At 59.5% G+C, this 17874-nt stretch carries 14 protein-coding genes; 10 read left to right on the top strand and 4 right to left on the bottom strand.

The window, feature by feature from the left end; all coding sequences use genetic code 11:
• Positions 1-22: 22 nt before the first annotated feature.
• Positions 23-811, bottom strand: coding sequence for an MlaA family lipoprotein (locus AC07NR_RS00365; RefSeq protein WP_085710534.1), 789 nt, complete (start codon positions 809-811; stop codon positions 23-25).
• Positions 804-2102, bottom strand: a complete 1299-nt coding sequence (locus AC07NR_RS00360) for a serine/threonine protein kinase (RefSeq protein ID WP_085710535.1) — start codon at positions 2100-2102, stop codon at positions 804-806. Before AC07NR_RS00360 ends, AC07NR_RS00365 begins: the two co-directional genes overlap by 8 nt.
• 223 nt (positions 2103-2325) lie before the next feature.
• Here AC07NR_RS00360 and AC07NR_RS00355 point away from each other — a divergent pair, with 223 nt between their 5' ends.
• On the top strand, positions 2326-2694 hold the full coding sequence (locus AC07NR_RS00355) for a hypothetical protein (RefSeq protein WP_134825917.1): 369 nt from the start codon (positions 2326-2328) through the stop codon (positions 2692-2694).
• A 122-nt stretch (positions 2695-2816) separates the two neighbouring features.
• Here AC07NR_RS00355 and AC07NR_RS00350 read toward each other — a convergent pair whose 3' ends face one another.
• On the bottom strand, positions 2817-4412 hold the full coding sequence (locus AC07NR_RS00350) for a glycoside hydrolase family 17 protein (RefSeq protein ID WP_495077574.1): 1596 nt from the start codon (positions 4410-4412) through the stop codon (positions 2817-2819).
• A 287-nt stretch (positions 4413-4699) separates the two neighbouring features.
• Here AC07NR_RS00350 and AC07NR_RS00345 point away from each other — a divergent pair, with 287 nt between their 5' ends.
• The 3 genes from AC07NR_RS00345 to AC07NR_RS00335 all read left to right on the top strand — a co-directional run bounded on the left by AC07NR_RS00345 (position 4700) and on the right by AC07NR_RS00335 (position 7748).
• Positions 4700-5551, top strand: a complete 852-nt coding sequence (locus AC07NR_RS00345; RefSeq protein ID WP_085710539.1) for a glycine betaine ABC transporter substrate-binding protein — start codon at positions 4700-4702, stop codon at positions 5549-5551.
• A gap of 230 nt (positions 5552-5781) precedes the next feature.
• Positions 5782-6093, top strand: coding sequence for a DUF485 domain-containing protein (locus AC07NR_RS00340; protein WP_085710541.1), 312 nt, complete (start codon positions 5782-5784; stop codon positions 6091-6093).
• Entirely contained in the window at positions 6090-7748 is a 1659-nt protein-coding gene (locus AC07NR_RS00335) for a cation acetate symporter (RefSeq protein ID WP_085710542.1), read from the top strand. Before AC07NR_RS00340 ends, AC07NR_RS00335 begins: the two co-directional genes overlap by 4 nt.
• Before the next feature lie 859 nt (positions 7749-8607).
• Here the strand turns inward: AC07NR_RS00335 and gltA are convergent.
• Positions 8608-9897, bottom strand: coding sequence for a citrate synthase (gltA, locus tag AC07NR_RS00330; protein WP_007959044.1), 1290 nt, complete (start codon positions 9895-9897; stop codon positions 8608-8610).
• A gap of 364 nt (positions 9898-10261) precedes the next feature.
• On the opposite strand from gltA, the gene sdhC reads away from it, so the two are divergent.
• From sdhC to odhB, 6 genes are all read left to right on the top strand, one after another.
• Complete coding sequence (gene sdhC / locus AC07NR_RS00325) at positions 10262-10636, top strand: succinate dehydrogenase, cytochrome b556 subunit (protein ID WP_011333113.1); 375 nt, start codon at positions 10262-10264, stop codon at positions 10634-10636.
• Positions 10630-10998 carry a succinate dehydrogenase, hydrophobic membrane anchor protein gene (sdhD, locus tag AC07NR_RS00320; RefSeq protein ID WP_085710546.1) on the top strand — a complete coding sequence of 123 codons (369 nt, stop codon included), beginning with the start codon at positions 10630-10632 and terminating at the stop codon, positions 10996-10998. The genes sdhC and sdhD overlap by 7 nt, the downstream gene beginning before the upstream one ends.
• 3 nt (positions 10999-11001) lie before the next feature.
• A complete protein-coding gene (gene sdhA / locus AC07NR_RS00315; RefSeq protein WP_085710547.1) occupies positions 11002-12774 on the top strand; it encodes a succinate dehydrogenase flavoprotein subunit in 1773 nt (590 codons plus the stop codon).
• Positions 12775-12785: 11 nt separating this feature from the next.
• Positions 12786-13490, top strand: a complete 705-nt coding sequence (locus tag AC07NR_RS00310) for a succinate dehydrogenase iron-sulfur subunit (protein ID WP_065260469.1) — start codon at positions 12786-12788, stop codon at positions 13488-13490.
• A gap of 272 nt (positions 13491-13762) precedes the next feature.
• Complete coding sequence (locus tag AC07NR_RS00305; RefSeq protein ID WP_085710549.1) at positions 13763-16594, top strand: 2-oxoglutarate dehydrogenase E1 component; 2832 nt, start codon at positions 13763-13765, stop codon at positions 16592-16594.
• Positions 16595-16636: 42 nt separating this feature from the next.
• The gene (gene odhB / locus AC07NR_RS00300; protein WP_114881938.1) at positions 16637-17857 is read left to right on the top strand and encodes a 2-oxoglutarate dehydrogenase complex dihydrolipoyllysine-residue succinyltransferase; all 1221 of its coding nucleotides are present in this window, start codon (positions 16637-16639) and stop codon (positions 17855-17857) included.
• Positions 17858-17874 lie beyond the last annotated feature (17 nt).

The following is a 17874-nucleotide window of genomic DNA, read 5'->3' as shown; positions in this document are numbered from 1 at the left end:
CCTTTTTTTGTGGCTGCCGGTGTTACTCGGCGATCTGCAGCTTGCGCGATTCGGTGTACACGTAGCGCACTTTCTCGTATTCGAACGGCGAGTTCATCTGGCCGTAGCGGAAGCGGGTCTGATAACGCTTGTCGACTGCCCGCAGCGCCCAGATTTCCGGGTGGTTTTCGCTGACTTTCGACACATTCAGGTAATTGATCGCCGATTCGGCGGTGTAGTCCACGGCCAGGCCGGCGGTGTCGCGGATGTTCGACGGGCCGAGGATCGGCAGTACGAAGTAGGCGCCGCCCGGTACACCGTAGAAGCCCAGGGTCTGGCCGAAGTCTTCGTTCTGACGTGGCAGGCCCATGGCGGTGGCCGGGTCCCACAGGCCGGCGATGCCGATGGTGGTGTTGAGCAGCAGGCGCGCGGTGGTTTCCATCGAACGCTTGCCCTTGAACTGCAGCAGGCTGTTGACCAGGTTCGGCACGTCGCCAAGGTTGTTGAAGAAGTTGCTCACACCGGAGCGCACGAAACCGGGCGTGACGTAGCGATAGCCATCGACCACCGGCAGGAACACCCATTGGTCGAAGCGGTAGTTGAAGTGGTAGACCCGGCGGTTCCACGATTCCAGCGGGTCATACACGTTCAGCGCGTTGAGCGTCGAGCGCTCGAATTCGCGCTGGTCCAGCCCCGGGTTGAACTTGAGTTTGGACAGCGGCTCCTTGAAGCCGTCACTGTCGACTACCACGGGTGCGTTGGCTTTGCTGTTGTCGGCCTGGGCCACGCCTGCACAGAGTAACGCTGCAAACAGCAGGAGATATTTAGCCACGGAAGAACTCCAGCATGGCGTCGCTGTTGACGCGGTAATTAAGGTTGCCGCAATGGCCGCCCAGTGGGTAAACCGTCAGGCGATCGCCGAAGGTCTTGCGCAGGAACCCGAGGTCGCCAGGGCCGAGGATCACGTCGTCGGCGTTGTGCATCACGGCGATTTTCGGGCTGTCGTGCAGGTAATCCTTGAGGGCGTACAGGCTGACCTGATCGATCAGTTGCAGCAGGCTGCCGCCGTCGGTGCGGGCGCGCCACATCGGGATCACCTGCTCGGTCAGGTAGCAGTCGAAGTCGCATTGCAGCGCACGCTTGAGGAACGGCGTGAGGCTGGTGCCTTCGGTGATCGGGAATTTCGGCGGGGTGATCAGGCCGCGACGGTTGATCAGGTCCGAAGTGAAGGCGATGTCCGCCGCCGAGAAGCGGAACGAGGTGCCGATCAGCATCGCCATCTGCTCGTTGCTCAGGTGCTGCTTGGACTGCTGGAAGTCGTAGAGCAGCGCGTCGTTGAGGTCGATGTAGCCTTTTTGCTGGAAGTAGCGGGTCAGCTTGGCCAGCACCAGTTCATAGAACGTGGTGCTGTTGTTGATGCCCTTGACCTCGGTCTGCACCAGCTTGTCGAGGTTGGTGATCGAGGTGTACAGGTTGACCGGCGGATTCAGCAGCAGGACTTTCTTGAAGTTGAAACTGCGGCGGGTTTCGTCCAGGTGGGCGACGAACGCTGCGTCCAGCGCACCGAGGCTGTAACCGCTGAGGTAATAGTCGGTGACCGGCACTTTCGGGTTTTGCGCACGCACGGCCTGCATCACCCGGTACATGTCTTCGGCGTCTTCCTTGGTCACGCCGGGAGTGGCGAAACGCGAGGCGGCGCTCATGAAGTCGAAACTGGTAGGGGAGGACAGCTGCACTACGTGGTAGCCGGCCTTGTAGTAGAGCTTTTTCAGGTATTCGTTGAGGCTGCTGTCATACCGCGCGCCGGTGCCGGCAATCAGGAAAATCAGCGGGGCTGCCTTGTCCTGGGTGGCGATGCGATAGGTGAGTTTTTTCACTGCCCAGAAGTTGTCCGGCAGGATGAACTCGCGTTCCGGACGCAGGGTGACGCTGCGGTCGGTCTGATTGATGTCGTCGTCCGACGGCAACTCCGGACGCAGGTCCGGCGGCGTGGTGGCGATGGTCGCTTCAAACGGGTTGGTCAGCGGATAGCCGTAACTGGCGGCGTCGATATCCACCGCCAGCGCGGACGCACTCAGGATAAGGCCGCCAAACAGGGCGGCGAAGCGCAAGGATCGGAGCATGAGTGAATCCCTTAAAGGAAGGTGCCGAATGAGGTTCGCAGGCTATGACCACTGGGTTAGCGCCAAAGTGCCATGCATCGGCACCAATCAGACGGAATTCGGGGTAATAGTAGCCGGACGATACACTTTGCGCGGATCGAAAGACCAGTTAAGAGTTGTTAGTTCTTGCACACGGCTGGCAGGCGATTAAGCTGGCCGCCGATTTCCTCGTTTGGAGTGTTCCATGTCCCGCCGCTTGCCCGTGATTCTGCTGCTCGTTCTGTTGCCGTTATGGCTGGCCGCCAGTTATGGCGCGCGTTATGGCTTCATGGAGGACGCGCAATGGGTGGGCATCTGCGTTGACGAGGCGAGCCGCTGGGAATGCTCGGTGCGCTCGAACCTGGGCCTGATGATTCATTTCCAGATGCTCGGCTGGGCAGCGGTCGCGGCTGCCGTGATCGGTTTTGTCGTGCCGGGACGGGCAGGGTGGTGGCTGGCGGTGCTGGCGCTGGTGTTCGGGTTTCCGGCGCTGGCGTTGTACAACACCACGCTGGCGGTGTTTGCGGTGGTGATTGCGGGGTTGCGGTTGGTGCGGGAATCGCGCAGCGTCTGACAGTCAGTCATCGCGGGCAAGCCCGCTCCCACAGGGGTGCGTGGCGCACACAAAACCCGAGCTTGACTCGGTCACTGTGGGAGCTGGCTTGCCAGCGAAGAGGCCGGTTCAGCCTCTGAAGATCAGCGGTTGCGAACTCGCAGGCAGCGCCACAACGCGGCCACCATCAACCCGCTGACCAGCGCCCAGCCCCAGGCCTGCTGATTCTGCAGGCCTTCACGGAACAGCTGCGGCGCAATGCAGGCACTGATGATGAAGGTCAGCAGGGCAATTTCCCGGCGGGCCACCGGCACCGGGCGGCACAGGTAAACCAGTGCCGGCAGAATGAACGCCGCACTCGCGAAGCTGCGATAGCGTGGATCGAACACCATCTCCAGCACCATTACCGCTGCCGCAAAACCGGCCGCTGCAACCAGCCAGGAGGCTTGTCGTTCGAACGCATTGAAGGTGCGTTCACGCCAGCCGCTGCGGGCGCTCAAGGTCAGCGCGGCGTGCGCCAGCACCAGCAGATTCAACACGGTCAGCAGGCCGACCCATACCCATTCGCTGGCGAAGCGCGTGGTCAGCCATGCCAGATTGCCCCAGGCACCGATCGAGCAAGCGGCGAGGGCGCCGAGCAATGGCAGCACCAGCGCTGAACGCGTTGTGCGAACCCGGCCGCCAAGCATCAAAGTGCCGACAAAGATCAAACCACCGAGCGCCAGCCAGCGCGACCAGTCAGGGACGTTCGACACTGGCCCGGCCAGCACGCCTTTGTCCTGGCGATCCGCATCGAACAGTCCCCAGTAACCACCAACCGCGCCTTCGCTGCCGCGCTTCCACGGCTGGTCGAAGGCTTCGATCAGGTTGTAATGCCAGCCCTGCTGTTCGGCGAGGGTGACAAAACCGCGAATGAACTTCGCTTCGTTGACCCGGCTCGGCAACGCGGTCTCCCGCTGACGGCCTTCGCTCGGCCAGCCGGTTTCGCCAATCATCACGTCCTTGGGGGCGAACTTGTTGCCGAACACCTGGCGCACATCGGCCACGTGTTGCAGGGCAGCGTCGATGTTCGAAGGATCATCTTCCCAGTACGGCAGCAAATGAATGGTCAGGAAGTCCACCGCCGGCGCGACTTCCGGGTGCTTGAGCCAGAACTCCCAGACATCGGCGTAGGTCACCGGTTGCTTGATATGGCTTTTGACCTTGTTGATCAGCTTCGCCAGTTGCGCACCGGTGACTTCCTTGCGCAGCAGGGCTTCGTTGCCGACGATCACCGCGCTGACCACGTCCGGGTTGGCGTTGGCCGAGGCGATCAGCAGATCGACTTCTTTCTCGGTGTCCACCGGGTTGCTGTTGACCCAGGCGCCGATCATCAGCTTCAAACCATGCTTGCGCGCCAGCTCCGGCAGGGCTTCGAGGCCGGTCATGGAATAGGTGCGGATGCATTCGAAGCGGGTGGCGAGCAGGGCGAGGTCGGCGTCCATGCGCTCCGGGCGCAGTTTGAACGGCACGTCGAACGGCGACTGATCCTTGTCGAACGGCGTGTAGGAGGCGCACTGCAACTTGTGGGTCGGGGTGGCGACATCCGGCAGGATCACCGGTTTGCCGAGGCCGTACCAGAAGCCGCAAAGCGCAAACAGGCCGAGCAGGCAGGCGAACAGATAAGGAAGAAAAGGGAAGCGGGAGGATGCGGACATGGTCAGGCCGAGTGGCTGCAAAGCGACGCATGTTACCTGCATTTATAGAGGGGTTGGTGGCCTGCATGTTTTTGACATGCAAAGTTCGGGCGGATTGTCTGGCGTCAAATATTCAGACGCAGTTAATGGCTTTCTGATGTCGTTTCTCGTTGCTTCGAGGTCGCTGGCAGAGCAGGTCGCTGTGTGCGTCAGGTTGATGATCAAAGCCATCAGTACTCCGCTGATGTTCGAACGAGTTTGCGGTCAGGCGTGATGGGGGCGCTGTGCACCATAACAATACGTTGACGATGCCCGGCATCCGTCGGGCGCAGCATTTCGGGGAAGTAACGATGAAGATGCGACGACTTTTAGGCGCAGGTGCCGCTCTGGTGCTTGCGATGAGCTCAACTTTCGCCAGCGCTGAAAAACAGACCCTGAACATCGGTTACGTTGACGGCTGGTCCGACAGCGTCGCGACCACCCACGTGGCGGCCGAAGTCATCAAACAGAAACTCGGCTACGACGTGAAACTCCAGGCCGTCGCTACCGGGATCATGTGGCAGGGCGTTGCCACCGGCAAACTCGACGCCATGCTGTCGGCCTGGCTGCCCGTGACCCACGGCGAATACTGGGCGAAGAACAAGGATCTGGTCGTCGATTACGGCCCGAACTTCAAGGACGCGAAAATCGGCCTGATCGTGCCCGAGTACGTCAAAGCCAAATCCATCGAAGACCTGAAAACCGACGACAGCTTCAAGAATCGCATCGTCGGCATCGACGCCGGCTCGGGCGTGATGCTCAAGACCGACCAGGCGATCAAGGATTACGGCCTGACCGGTTACACCCTCAAGGCCAGTTCCGGCGCCGGCATGATCGCCGAGCTGACCCGCGCCGAGAAAAAGAACGAATCCATCGCCGTGACCGGCTGGGTGCCGCACTGGATGTTCGCCAAGTGGAAGCTGCGCTTCCTCGACGACCCGAAAGGCGTGTATGGCGCGGCTGAAACCGTGAACAGCATCGGCAGCAAAGAGCTGGATGCCAAGGCGCCGGAAGTGGCGAAGTTCCTGAAGAACTTCCAGTGGGCCTCCAAAGATGAAATCGGTCAGGTGATGCTGGCGATTCAGGACGGTGCCAAACCTGAAGCCGCTGCCAAGGACTGGGTCGCCAAACACCCGGACCGCGTGGCTGAATGGACCAAGTAATATAAGTCGAAGCGTCTAGTCTGCGCTTCCCAGGGCCGCCCGGCATTCACGTCGGACGGCCTTTTTTATGGCCCTTCCTTTAATGGCGGATGCGCACCTTTTTCGGGCCGTCTGGAAATTGGCAAAAACGCCATGGCGTTCTACTACTAAGGTCGTCTGGAAGCCGGCTCGCAGCCGCATACAGTGGATATGTTCCAAAAATAAAAATCTGTGCTGCGAGGATAAAAACAATGAACGACAGCATTTACCTCTCTATTCAGAACAGCCCGCGCTTCAAGGAGCTGGTGAAAAAAAGGGAAAGATTCGCCTGGATACTCTCGGCGATCATGCTAGGGCTCTACTCCGGATTCATCCTGCTGATCGCGTACGGGCCGCAAGTGCTCGGGACCAAGATCAGTGCCGGTTCATCGATCACCTGGGGCATCCCCATCGGTGTCGGGCTGATTGTCTCGGCCTTCATCCTGACCGGTATCTACGTGCGCCGCGCCAATGGCGAGTTCGACGACCTGAACAATGCGATTCTCAAGGAGGCTCAGCAATGATCCGGCGTCTACTGGCTCTTTTGAGCATCGCAGCGTTCGCTCCAGCCGCCTGGGCCGCTGACGCCCTGACCGGCGAAGTCCACAAACAACCGCTCAACGTCTCCGCGATCGTCATGTTCGTGGTGTTCGTCGGCGCGACCCTGTGCATCACCTACTGGGCCTCCAAACGCAACAAGTCGGCCGCCGACTACTATGCGGCGGGCGGCAAGATCACCGGTTTCCAGAACGGTCTGGCGATTGCCGGTGACTACATGTCGGCGGCGTCCTTCCTGGGGATTTCCGCGCTGGTGTTCACCTCCGGCTACGACGGCCTGATCTACTCGATCGGCTTCCTGGTGGGCTGGCCGATCATTCTGTTCCTGATCGCCGAGCGTCTGCGCAACCTCGGCAAATACACCTTTGCCGACGTGGCGTCCTACCGCCTCGGGCAAACCCAGATCCGCACGCTGTCGGCCTGCGGTTCGCTGGTGGTGGTGGCGTTCTACCTGATCGCGCAAATGGTCGGTGCCGGCAAGCTGATCCAGCTGCTGTTCGGCCTCGACTACCACGTCGCGGTGATTCTGGTCGGTATCCTGATGTGCCTGTACGTACTGTTCGGCGGCATGCTGGCGACCACCTGGGTGCAAATCATCAAGGCCGTGCTGTTGCTGTCCGGTGCCTCGTTCATGGCGCTGATGGTGATGAAGCACGTCAACTTCGATTTCAACACCCTGTTCTCCGAATCCATCAAGGTTCACGCCAAGGGCGAAGCGATCATGAGCCCCGGCGGTCTGGTGAAAGACCCGATCTCGGCGTTCTCCCTCGGCCTGGCACTGATGTTCGGTACCGCCGGCCTGCCGCACATCCTGATGCGCTTCTTCACCGTGAGCGACGCGAAAGAAGCCCGCAAGAGCGTGCTGTATGCGACCGGTTTCATCGGCTACTTCTACATCCTGACCTTCATCATCGGCTTCGGCGCGATCCTGCTGGTCAGCACCAACCCGGCCTTCAAAGATGCAGCGGGCGCTCTGCTCGGCGGCAACAACATGGCGGCGGTGCACCTGGCCAACGCCGTGGGCGGCAGTATCTTCCTCGGCTTCATCTCGGCGGTGGCGTTCGCGACCATCCTGGCGGTAGTGGCCGGTTTGACCCTGGCCGGTGCTTCGGCGGTGTCTCATGACCTGTACGCCAGCGTGATCAAGAAGGGCAAGGCCAACGAGAAGGATGAGATCCGCGTTTCGAAGATCACCACCGTCGCACTGGGCGTGCTGGCCATCGGCCTGGGCATCCTGTTCGAAAGCCAGAACATTGCGTTCATGGTCGGCCTGGCGTTCTCCATCGCGGCCAGCTGCAACTTCCCGGTCCTGCTGCTTTCGATGTACTGGAAGAAACTGACCACCCGTGGCGCCATGATTGGCGGCTGGCTGGGTCTGGTAAGTGCGGTGGGCCTGATGATTCTTGGCCCGACCATCTGGGTGCAGATTCTGCATCATGAGAAGGCGATCTTCCCTTACGAGTATCCGGCGCTGTTTTCGATGATCATTGCATTTATCGGGATCTGGTTCTTCTCGATCACCGACAAGTCGGCGGCGGCAGAGAACGAGCGTGCGCTGTTCTTCCCGCAGTTTGTGCGTTCGCAGACGGGGTTGGGGGCTAGTGGGGCGGTTTCGCACTGAGGCTTTTTGTGTAGGTTGAGTTGAATGGAAAATGCCCTGGTCGAGAGATTGGGGCGTTTTTTGTGGGCGGTTATCGGATGTTCTTGGGATTGGGTGTATATCCGTTGCTGCGGTAACGGCTTCTTAGGGTTCCGCCCTTACGGCGGGTCACTTTTGACAAACGCCTCAAAAGTAACCAAAAACGCTTGCTCCTACGTCCGGCCCGCTCGCTGGGGCTCGGGGTTCCTTCGCTCCGGAATTCATCCGGGGGGCATCGCCTACGGTTTGCTTCGCTGCACCTCCTCTCGATGTGTTTGGCTTCGCCAAACGGTCGCTGCGCTCCCACCCCCGGATAAATCCCTCCACTCAGCCTTCCGACGTCGCCCGAAGATCAAAAGCGGTACTTGAGCTAACGCTCATCGTGTTGAGTGTTGAGTAGGGGGATGCTCTTGATCTGGCTTTTGATGTGGCTTTTGATTTTTTGCCCCTTCGGCAGGCCGAGCGGAGGTGTTCATCAGGGGGTAGGCGCGCAGCGCCGTGCGGCGTAGCCGCATACATCGAGAGGAGGTGCAGCGAAGCAAACCGTAGGCGATGCCCCCTGATGGACGCCGTAGCGAGGGAACACTGAGCCTAAGCGAAGTGCCGTACGCCGGGGCAAAGCCTTTTGCTTACTTTTCGCTGGGCCGGCATTCCGGCGTTTGGAAAAGTGAGTCGCTGTAAGAGCGAAACCGCCAGCGGCAGCACCCGAAGAAACGGATATGTACCCAATCTACAAAAAACAGTCGGCCCGAAGGCCGCTGAGATGAAACAAACAAAAACGGCCCCCATTCACATGGAGGCCGTTCCCGTTACAACTTAAGACGTTATCGCAAGACTGGTCTTATTTGCGGTCTTCCAGCTTGGTGATATCCCGCGACTCATAACCAGTGTACAGCTGGCGCGGACGGCCAATCTTGTACGGGCTGGAGAGCATTTCCTTCCAGTGCGAAATCCAGCCGACAGTACGTGCCAGGGCGAAGATCACAGTGAACATGCTGGTCGGAATGCCGATCGCCTTGAGGATGATCCCCGAGTAGAAGTCGACGTTCGGGTACAGCGAGCGTTCGATGAAGTACGGGTCGGTCAGGGCGATCTCTTCCAGGCGCATGGCCAGTTCGAGTTGCGGATCGTTCTGGATGCCCAGTTCCTTCAACACTTCGTCGCAGGTCTGCTTCATCACGGTCGCACGTGGGTCGCGGTTCTTGTAGACGCGGTGACCGAAGCCCATCAGCTTGAACGGATCGTTCTTGTCCTTGGCCTTGGCAATGAACTTGTCGATGTTCGAGACATCGCCGATTTCATCGAGCATGGTCAGCACGGCTTCGTTCGCACCGCCGTGGGCAGGGCCCCACAGTGCGGCGATACCGGCGGCGATGCAGGCGAACGGGTTGGCACCCGAAGAGCCCGCCAGACGCACGGTGGAGGTCGAAGCGTTCTGCTCGTGGTCGGCGTGGAGGATGAAGATCCGGTCCATGGCCTTGGCGAGTACCGGGCTGATCGGTTTGATCTCGCACGGGGTGTTGAACATCATGTGCAGGAAGTTTTCCGCGTACGACAGGTCGTTGCGCGGGTACATCATGGGTTGGCCCATGGAGTACTTGTAAACCATCGCGGCCAGGGTCGGCATCTTGGCAACCAGGCGGATCGCGGAGATTTCGCGATGCTGCGGGTTATTGATGTCGAGGGAGTCGTGGTAGAAGGCCGAGAGGGCGCCGACTACGCCGCACATGACGGCCATCGGGTGGGCGTCACGGCGGAAGCCGTTGAAGAAGGTTTTCAGCTGCTCGTGAACCATGGTGTGGTTCTTCACGGTGCCGACGAACTGGGCCTTTTGCTCTGCAGTCGGCAGTTCGCCGTTCAGCAGCAGGTAGCAGGTTTCCAGGTAGTCCGACTTTTCAGCCAGCTGTTCGATCGGGTAGCCGCGGTGCAGCAGGATGCCGTTGTCGCCGTCGATATAGGTGATCTTCGATTCGCAGGAAGCGGTCGACATGAAACCGGGGTCGAAAGTGAAGCGGCCCGTGGCCGTCAGGCCCCGAACATCGATTACATCGGGACCAACGGTGCCGGTTAAAATGGGCAGCTCGACGGGGGCTGCGCCCTCGATGATCAACTGCGCTTTTTTGTCAGCCATGTGGCCTCCTATTTATGCTTGAAATCATCAGACAGACCCCCCACGCAGGGCCCGCACCACTATAGTGAGATAAATTCGAATGTCAATTTGCCTAAAGTCTTGCTCCAGAAGGCTTTAACCGCACTTTTTCCTCGAAATTGCCTGCCATTTACGCCTTTTATACAACTTGTGCAATCAGCTATTGGGGGTAGGCGATTGCGTTGTCATTAGTAGCCTAACTGTCTATACTCGGCGACCGACCGCCAAGGGCTTTTGGGCTTGCTTTCATTGGGGGTCGCATCCCTGGGTGGTGGTTACCTGACCAGTGCACTCCCCAACAACTTTGCCCTGATTGTTAGGGGCTCTTCAGTGTGAAAAAAAAGCCGTGAAAAGCCAACGACCTGTAAACCTAGACCTAAGGACCATCAAACTCCCCATCACCGGCGTTACGTCGTTTCTTCACCGTGTTTCCGGCATCATCCTCTTCCTGGGCCTTGGCATCATGCTTTATGCATTGGGCAAATCCCTGGGTTCCGAGGAAGGTTATGTCGAGGTGAAGGCATGCTTGACCAGCCCGCTGGCCAAGTTCGTAGCATGGGGCCTCCTGTCCGCTCTGCTGTATCACTTGGTTGCCGGTGTGCGCCACTTGATCATGGACATGGGCATCGGTGAGACGCTGGAAGGCGGCCGCCTGGGCTCGAAACTGATCATCGCCGTTTCCGTGGTGCTGATCGTTCTGGCAGGAGTTTGGATATGGTAACCAGCGTTACAAACCTTTCGCGTTCGGGCCTCTATGACTGGATGGCACAGCGCGTGTCTGCGGTCGTTCTCGCGGCTTATTTCATTTTCCTGATCGGCTACCTCGCCGCTCACCCGGGCATCGGCTATGAACAATGGCATGGCCTGTTCGCCCACAACGGAATGCGTATCTTCAGTCTGCTGGCACTGGTTGCCCTGGGCGCTCACGCCTGGGTCGGCATGTGGACCATCGCGACCGACTACCTGACGCCGATGGCGCTGGGCAAGTCCGCGACTGCAGTACGTTTCCTTTTCCAGGCAGTATGCGGCGTCGCGATGTTCGCTTACTTCGTCTGGGGTGTGCAGATTCTCTGGGGTATCTGATTCATGGCTAACATTCCAACGATTTCTTTCGACGCCATCATCATTGGTGGCGGCGGTGCCGGCATGCGCGCTGCGCTGCAGCTGGCACAGGGTGGTCACAAGACTGCCGTGATCACCAAGGTCTTCCCGACCCGTTCGCACACTGTATCCGCCCAGGGCGGCATCACCTGCGCCATCGCGTCGGCCGACCCGAACGATGACTGGCGCTGGCACATGTACGATACCGTCAAGGGTTCCGACTACATCGGTGACCAGGACGCTATCGAATACATGTGTCAGGAAGGCCCGGCTGCCGTTTTCGAGCTGGACCACATGGGTCTGCCGTTCTCGCGTACCGAAACCGGCCGTATCTACCAGCGTCCGTTCGGCGGTCAGTCGAAGGATTACGGTAAAGGCGGGCAGGCTGCCCGTACCTGCGCCGCTTCCGACCGTACCGGTCACGCGCTGCTGCACACCCTTTATCAGGGCAACCTGAAAGCCGGTACCACGTTCCTGAACGAGTACTACGCTGTCGATCTGGTCAAGAACGACGCAGGCGACTTCGTCGGTGTGATCGCCATCTGCATCGAAACCGGTGAAACCACCTACATCCGCGCCAAGGCTACCGTGCTGGCGACCGGCGGTGCAGGTCGTATCTACGCGTCCACCACCAACGCCCTGATCAACACCGGTGACGGCGTCGGCATGGCTCTGCGTGCTGGCGTACCGGTACAAGACATTGAAATGTGGCAGTTCCACCCGACCGGCATCGCCGGCGCCGGTGTACTGGTTACCGAAGGTTGCCGTGGTGAAGGTGGTTACCTGATCAACAAGCACGGCGAGCGTTTCATGGAGCGTTATGCTCCGAACGCCAAAGACCTTGCCGGTCGTGACGTGGTTGCCCGCTCGATGGTTAAGGAAATCATCGCCGGCAACGGTTGCGGTCCGAATGGCGACCACGTAATGCTCAAACTCGACCACCTGGGCGAGGAAGTGCTGCACAGCCGTCTGCCAGGCATCTGCGAACTGTCGAAGACTTTCGCACACGTTGACCCGGTGGTTGCTCCGGTTCCGGTTGTTCCGACCTGCCACTACATGATGGGCGGCGTTGCCACCAACATTCACGGCCAGGCGATCACCCAGAACGCCGAAGGCGTGGATCAGATCATTCCTGGTCTGTTCGCCGTAGGTGAAGTGGCTTGCGTATCGGTTCACGGCGCCAACCGTCTGGGCGGCAACTCGCTGCTCGACCTGGTGGTCTTCGGTCGCGCTGCCGGCCTGCACCTCGAAAAAGCTCTGACTGACGGCATCGAATACGATGACGCCACCGAAGCCAACATCGAGGCTGCCCTAGCACGCCTGAGCGCGCTGAACAACCGTACCGACGGCGAAGACGTCGCTACCCTGCGTCGCGAGCTGCAAAGCTGCATGCAGAACTACTTCGGTGTATTCCGTACCGGCGAATACATGCAGAAGGGTATTGCCCAGCTGGCCGATCTGCGCAAGCGCATCGCCAACGTGAAGATCAACGATAAGTCGCAGGCGTTCAACACTGCACGTATCGAAGCGCTGGAACTGCAAAACCTGCTGGAAGTGGCTGAAGCTACCGCCATTGCTGCCGAAGTACGTAAAGAGTCCCGCGGTGCTCACGCCCGTGAAGACTTCGAAGACCGTGACGACGAAAACTGGCTGTGCCACACCCTGTACTTCCCGGGTGAGAAACGTGTCGCCAAGCGTGCCGTGAACTTCTCGCCGAAGACTGTTCCGACTTTCGAACCAAAAGTCCGGACTTATTAAGGGTGACCGCCATGTTGAAAGTCAGTGTTTATCGTTACAACCCTGATCAGGACGCTGCGCCGTTCATGCAGGAATTCCAGGTCGATACCGGTGGTAAAGACCTGATGGTGCTGGACGTGCTGGCCCTGATCAAAGAGCAGGACGAAGGTTTCTCCTATCGTCGCTCCTGCCGTGAAGGTGTTTGCGGCTCCGACGGCATGAACATCAACGGCAAGAACGGCCTGGCGTGCATCACGCCGCTGTCCGCTGTCGTCAAAGGTAACAAGCTGGTCATCCGTCCTCTGCCAGGTTTGCCGGTTATCCGTGACCTGGTCGTCGATATGAGCATCTTCTACAAGCAATACGAGAAGGTTAAGCCATTCCTGCAGAACGACACGCCGGCTCCGGCCATCGAGCGTCTGCAGTCCCCTGAAGAGCGTGAAAAGCTCGACGGTCTGTACGAGTGCATCCTGTGCGCCTGCTGCTCGACCTCTTGCCCGTCCTTCTGGTGGAACCCGGACAAATTCCTGGGTCCGGCTGCCCTGCTGCAAGCGTACCGCTTCCTGGCAGACAGCCGTGACACCAAGACGTCCGAGCGTCTGGCGTCCCTCGATGACCCGTTCAGCGTCTTCCGCTGCCGGGGCATCATGAACTGCGTCAACGTATGTCCGAAAGGCCTGAACCCGACTAAGGCCATCGGTCACATCCGTAACATGCTGCTTTCGAGCGGCGTGTGATTCAGAAGCTGTAACTGCCGCTGTAAAAAGCGGCATCGCTGCACCGTACAGGTCAAGGCGCGGGCTTCAACCCGCGCCCTGGCTATAACCAGAGCAACAGCCATAAGCTGCGGCTCTTATTTTGAAGAAATGAGACAAGCAGGGGCATCCGGGCTGGTACCCGGACTATCAGTGTGATCCTAAGTGGCTTGTTTTGGTCGCTGCATTCGGACTTCTGCAAGTTTGCTCGGTGTCGACACCGATGGTGTTCCCCTAACCGAGGGTGACCAAGCATGCAAGAAAGCGTGATGCAGCGCATGTGGAACAGCGCCTACCTTTCAGGTGGAAACGCTGCCTATGTGGAAGAGCTTTATGAGCTCTACCTGCACGACCCTAACGCTGTGCCAGAAGAGTGGCGCACCTACTTTCAGAAGCTGCCCGCCGACGGCGGCTCTGCCACCGATGTTTCGCACTCCACAATTCGCGATCATTTCGTGCTGCTGGCGAAGAACCAGCGCCGCGCCCAACCGGTTTCCGCCGGCAGCGTGAGCAGTGAGCACGAGAAGAAGCAAGTTGAAGTGCTGCGATTGATCCAGGCCTACCGTATGCGTGGCCACCAGGCAGCCCAGCTTGACCCGCTGGGGCTGTGGCAGCGTCCTGCACCTGCAGACCTGTCGATCAATCATTACGGCTTGACCAATGCCGATCTTGATACGACCTTCCGTGCCGGCGACCTGTTCATCGGCAAAGAGGAAGCGAGCCTACGCGAAATTCACGAAGCGTTGCAGCAGACATATTGCCGCACCATCGGCGCTGAATTTACGCACATCACCGATTCCGAGCAGCGCCAGTGGTTCCAGCAGCGTCTGGAAAGCGTACGCGGCCGTCCGGAATACTCCGCCGACATCAAGAGCCACCTGCTCGAGCGCGTGACGGCCGGTGAAGGTCTGGAAAAATACCTGGGCACCAAATACCCGGGCACCAAGCGTTTCGGTCTGGAAGGCGGCGAAAGCCTGATTCCGATGCTCGACGAACTGATCCAGCGTTCCGGTTCCTACGGTACCAAGGAAGTCGTCATCGGCATGGCCCACCGTGGCCGTCTGAACGTGCTGGTCAACACCTTCGGCAAGAACCCGCGCGAGTTGTTCGACGAGTTCGAAGGCAAGAAGAAGGTCGAGCTGGGTTCCGGTGACGTTAAATACCACCAGGGCTTCTCGTCCAACGTGATGACCGCCGGCGGTGAAGTTCACCTGGCCATGGCGTTCAACCCGTCCCACCTGGAAATCGTTTCCCCGGTGGTCGAAGGTTCGGTACGTGCCCGTCAGGACCGTCGCAACGACGCGACCGGCGAGAAGGTATTGCCGATCTCCATCCACGGTGACGCTGCATTCGCAGGTCAGGGCGTGGTGATGGAAACCTTCCAGATGTCGCAGACCCGCGGTTTCAAGACCGGCGGTACCGTGCACATCGTGATCAACAACCAGGTCGGTTTCACCATCAGCAACCCGCTGGACTCGCGTTCCACCGAGTACGCCACCGACGTTGCGAAGATGATCCAGGCGCCGATCCTCCATGTGAATGGCGATGATCCGGAAGCCGTACTGTTCGTGACCCAACTGGCCATCGACTACCGCATGCAGTTCAAGCGTGACGTGGTGATCGATCTGGTCTGCTACCGTCGTCGCGGCCACAACGAGGCCGACGAGCCAAGCGGCACCCAGCCGTTGATGTATCAGCAGATCACCAAGCAGCGCACCACCCGTGAGCTGTACGCTGATCGTCTGACCCAGGGCGGTGTGCTGGATGCAGAGCGTGTTCAGGCGAAAGTCGATGAATACCGCAACGCGCTGGACAACGGTCTGCACGTAGTGAAATCGCTGGTCAAAGAGCCGAACAAAGAGCTGTTCGTGGACTGGCGTCCGTATCTGGGCCACGCCTGGACTGCGCGTCACGACACTCGCTTCGATCTGAAGACCCTGCAGGAACTGTCCGCCAAGCTGCTGGAAATTCCGGAAGGCTTCGTGGTTCAGCGTCAGGTCGCGAAGATCTACGAAGACCGTCAGAAGATGCAAGCCGGCGGCCTGCCGATCAACTGGGGTTACGCCGAAACCATGGCGTACGCGACCCTGGCGTTCGAAGGTCACCCGATCCGCATGACTGGTCAGGACATCGGCCGCGGTACGTTCTCGCACCGTCACGCTGTTCTGCACAACCAGAAAGATGCCGGCACCTACATTCCGCTGAAACACCTGTACGAAGGTCAGCCACGCTTCGACCTGTACGACTCGTTCCTGTCGGAAGAAGCGGTTCTGGCGTTCGAATACGGTTACTCGACCACCACGCCGAACGCGCTGGTGATCTGGGAAGCCCAGTTCGGCGACTTCGCCAACGGTGCACAGGTCGTGATCGACCAGTTCATCACCAGCGGCGAGCACAAGTGGGGCCGTCTCTGCGGTCTGACCATGCTGCTGCCGCACGGCTACGAAGGCCAGGGCCCTGAGCACAGCTCGGCACGTCTTGAACGTTACCTGCAGCTGTGCGCCGAGCACAACATTCAGGTGTGCATGCCGACGACTCCGGCGCAGATCTACCACTTGCTGCGTCGTCAGGTGATCCGCCCGCTGCGCAAGCCGCTGGTAGTCCTGACTCCGAAGTCGCTGCTGCGTCACAAACTGGCAATCTCGACGCTGGAAGATCTGGCCGAAGGTTCGTTCCAGACCGTTATCCCGGAAATCGATGCACTGGACCCGAAAAAGGTCGAGCGCGTGGTTCTGTGCAGCGGCAAGGTCTACTACGACCTGCTGGAAAAACGCCGTGCCGAAGGCCGCGAAGATATCGCCATCGTGCGTATCGAGCAGCTGTACCCATTCCCTGAGGACGACTTGAAAGAAGTCCTGGCTCCTTACACCAACGCCAAAGCGGCTGTCTGGTGCCAGGAAGAGCCGATGAACCAGGGCGCCTGGTACTGCAGCCAGCACCACCTGCGTCGCAGCATCAGCAACCTCAACAAATCTCTCGTACTCGAGTACGCGGGCCGTGAGGCTTCTGCTGCACCTGCATGTGGTTACGCATCGATGCACGCCGAGCAGCAGGAAAAACTGCTGCAAGACGCGTTTACCGTTTAACGCCTTCGCGCACCTGAAACCGAATTTAAGGAACCACAGACAATGGCTATCGAGATCAAAGCCCCCACTTTCCCGGAATCGGTTGCCGATGGCACCGTTGCCACCTGGCACAAACAACCGGGCGACGCCGTCAAGCGTGACGAACTGATCGTCGACATCGAAACCGACAAGGTCGTTCTGGAAGTGCTGGCCACCGCCGACGGCGTGCTGGGCGCAATCGTCAAGGGCGAGGGCGACACCGTCCTGTCCGACGAAGTGCTGGGCTCCATCGTTGAAGGCGGCGCTGCTGCCGCTGCTCCGGCTGCCGCTGCTGCTCCGGCCGCTGCTGCCGCTGCCCCGGCTGCTGCCGGCGCTGACGAAGATGCGATCGCTGCTCCGGCCGCTCGCAAGCTGGCCGAAGAAAACGGCATCAACCTGGCTTCCGTAAAAGGCACCGGCAAAGACGGCCGTGTGACCAAGGAAGACGTGGTTGCCGCTGTTGAAGCGAAGAAATCCGCTCCGGCTGCTGCACCGAAAGCTGCTGCTCCGGCCGCTGCCGCTCCTGTGTTCGCCGCTGGCGACCGCATCGAGAAGCGCGTTCCGATGACCCGCGTTCGTGCCACCGTTGCCAAGCGTCTGGTTGAAGCCCAGTCGAACATGGCAATGCTGACTACTTTCAACGAAGTCGACATGACCGAAGTCATGGCCCTGCGTTCGAAGTACAAGGACCTGTTCGAGAAGTCCCACAACGGCGTACGCCTGGGCTTCATGTCGTTCTTCGTGAAGGCTGCCACCGAAGCGCTGAAACGCTTCCCGGCGGTCAACGCTTCGATCGACGGCAACGACATCGTTTACCACGGTTATGCCGACATCGGCGTTGCTGTTTCCAGCGACCGTGGCCTGGTAGTTCCGGTTCTGCGTAACGCCGAACACATGAGCCTGGCTGAAATCGAAGGCGGCATCGCCACCTTCGGCAAGAAGGCCCGTGACGGCAAACTGTCGATGGACGAGATGACCGGCGGTACCTTCACCATCACCAACGGTGGTACCTTCGGTTCGATGATGTCGACCCCGATCGTCAACCCGCCGCAGGCAGCGATTCTGGGCATGCACAACATCATCCAGCGTCCGATGGCCATCAACGGTCAGGTCGTTATCCGTCCGATGATGTACCTGGCACTGTCCTACGATCACCGTCTGATTGATGGCAAAGAAGCTGTGACTTTCCTGGTGACCATCAAGAACCTGCTGGAAGATCCGGCTCGTCTGTTGCTGGATATCTGATAGAAGCAGCCATGAGC

It is taken from the genome of Pseudomonas sp. GW821-FHT09C09, assembly GCF_059418105.1.
This window is presented reverse-complemented; position numbering and strand designations above follow the sequence as displayed.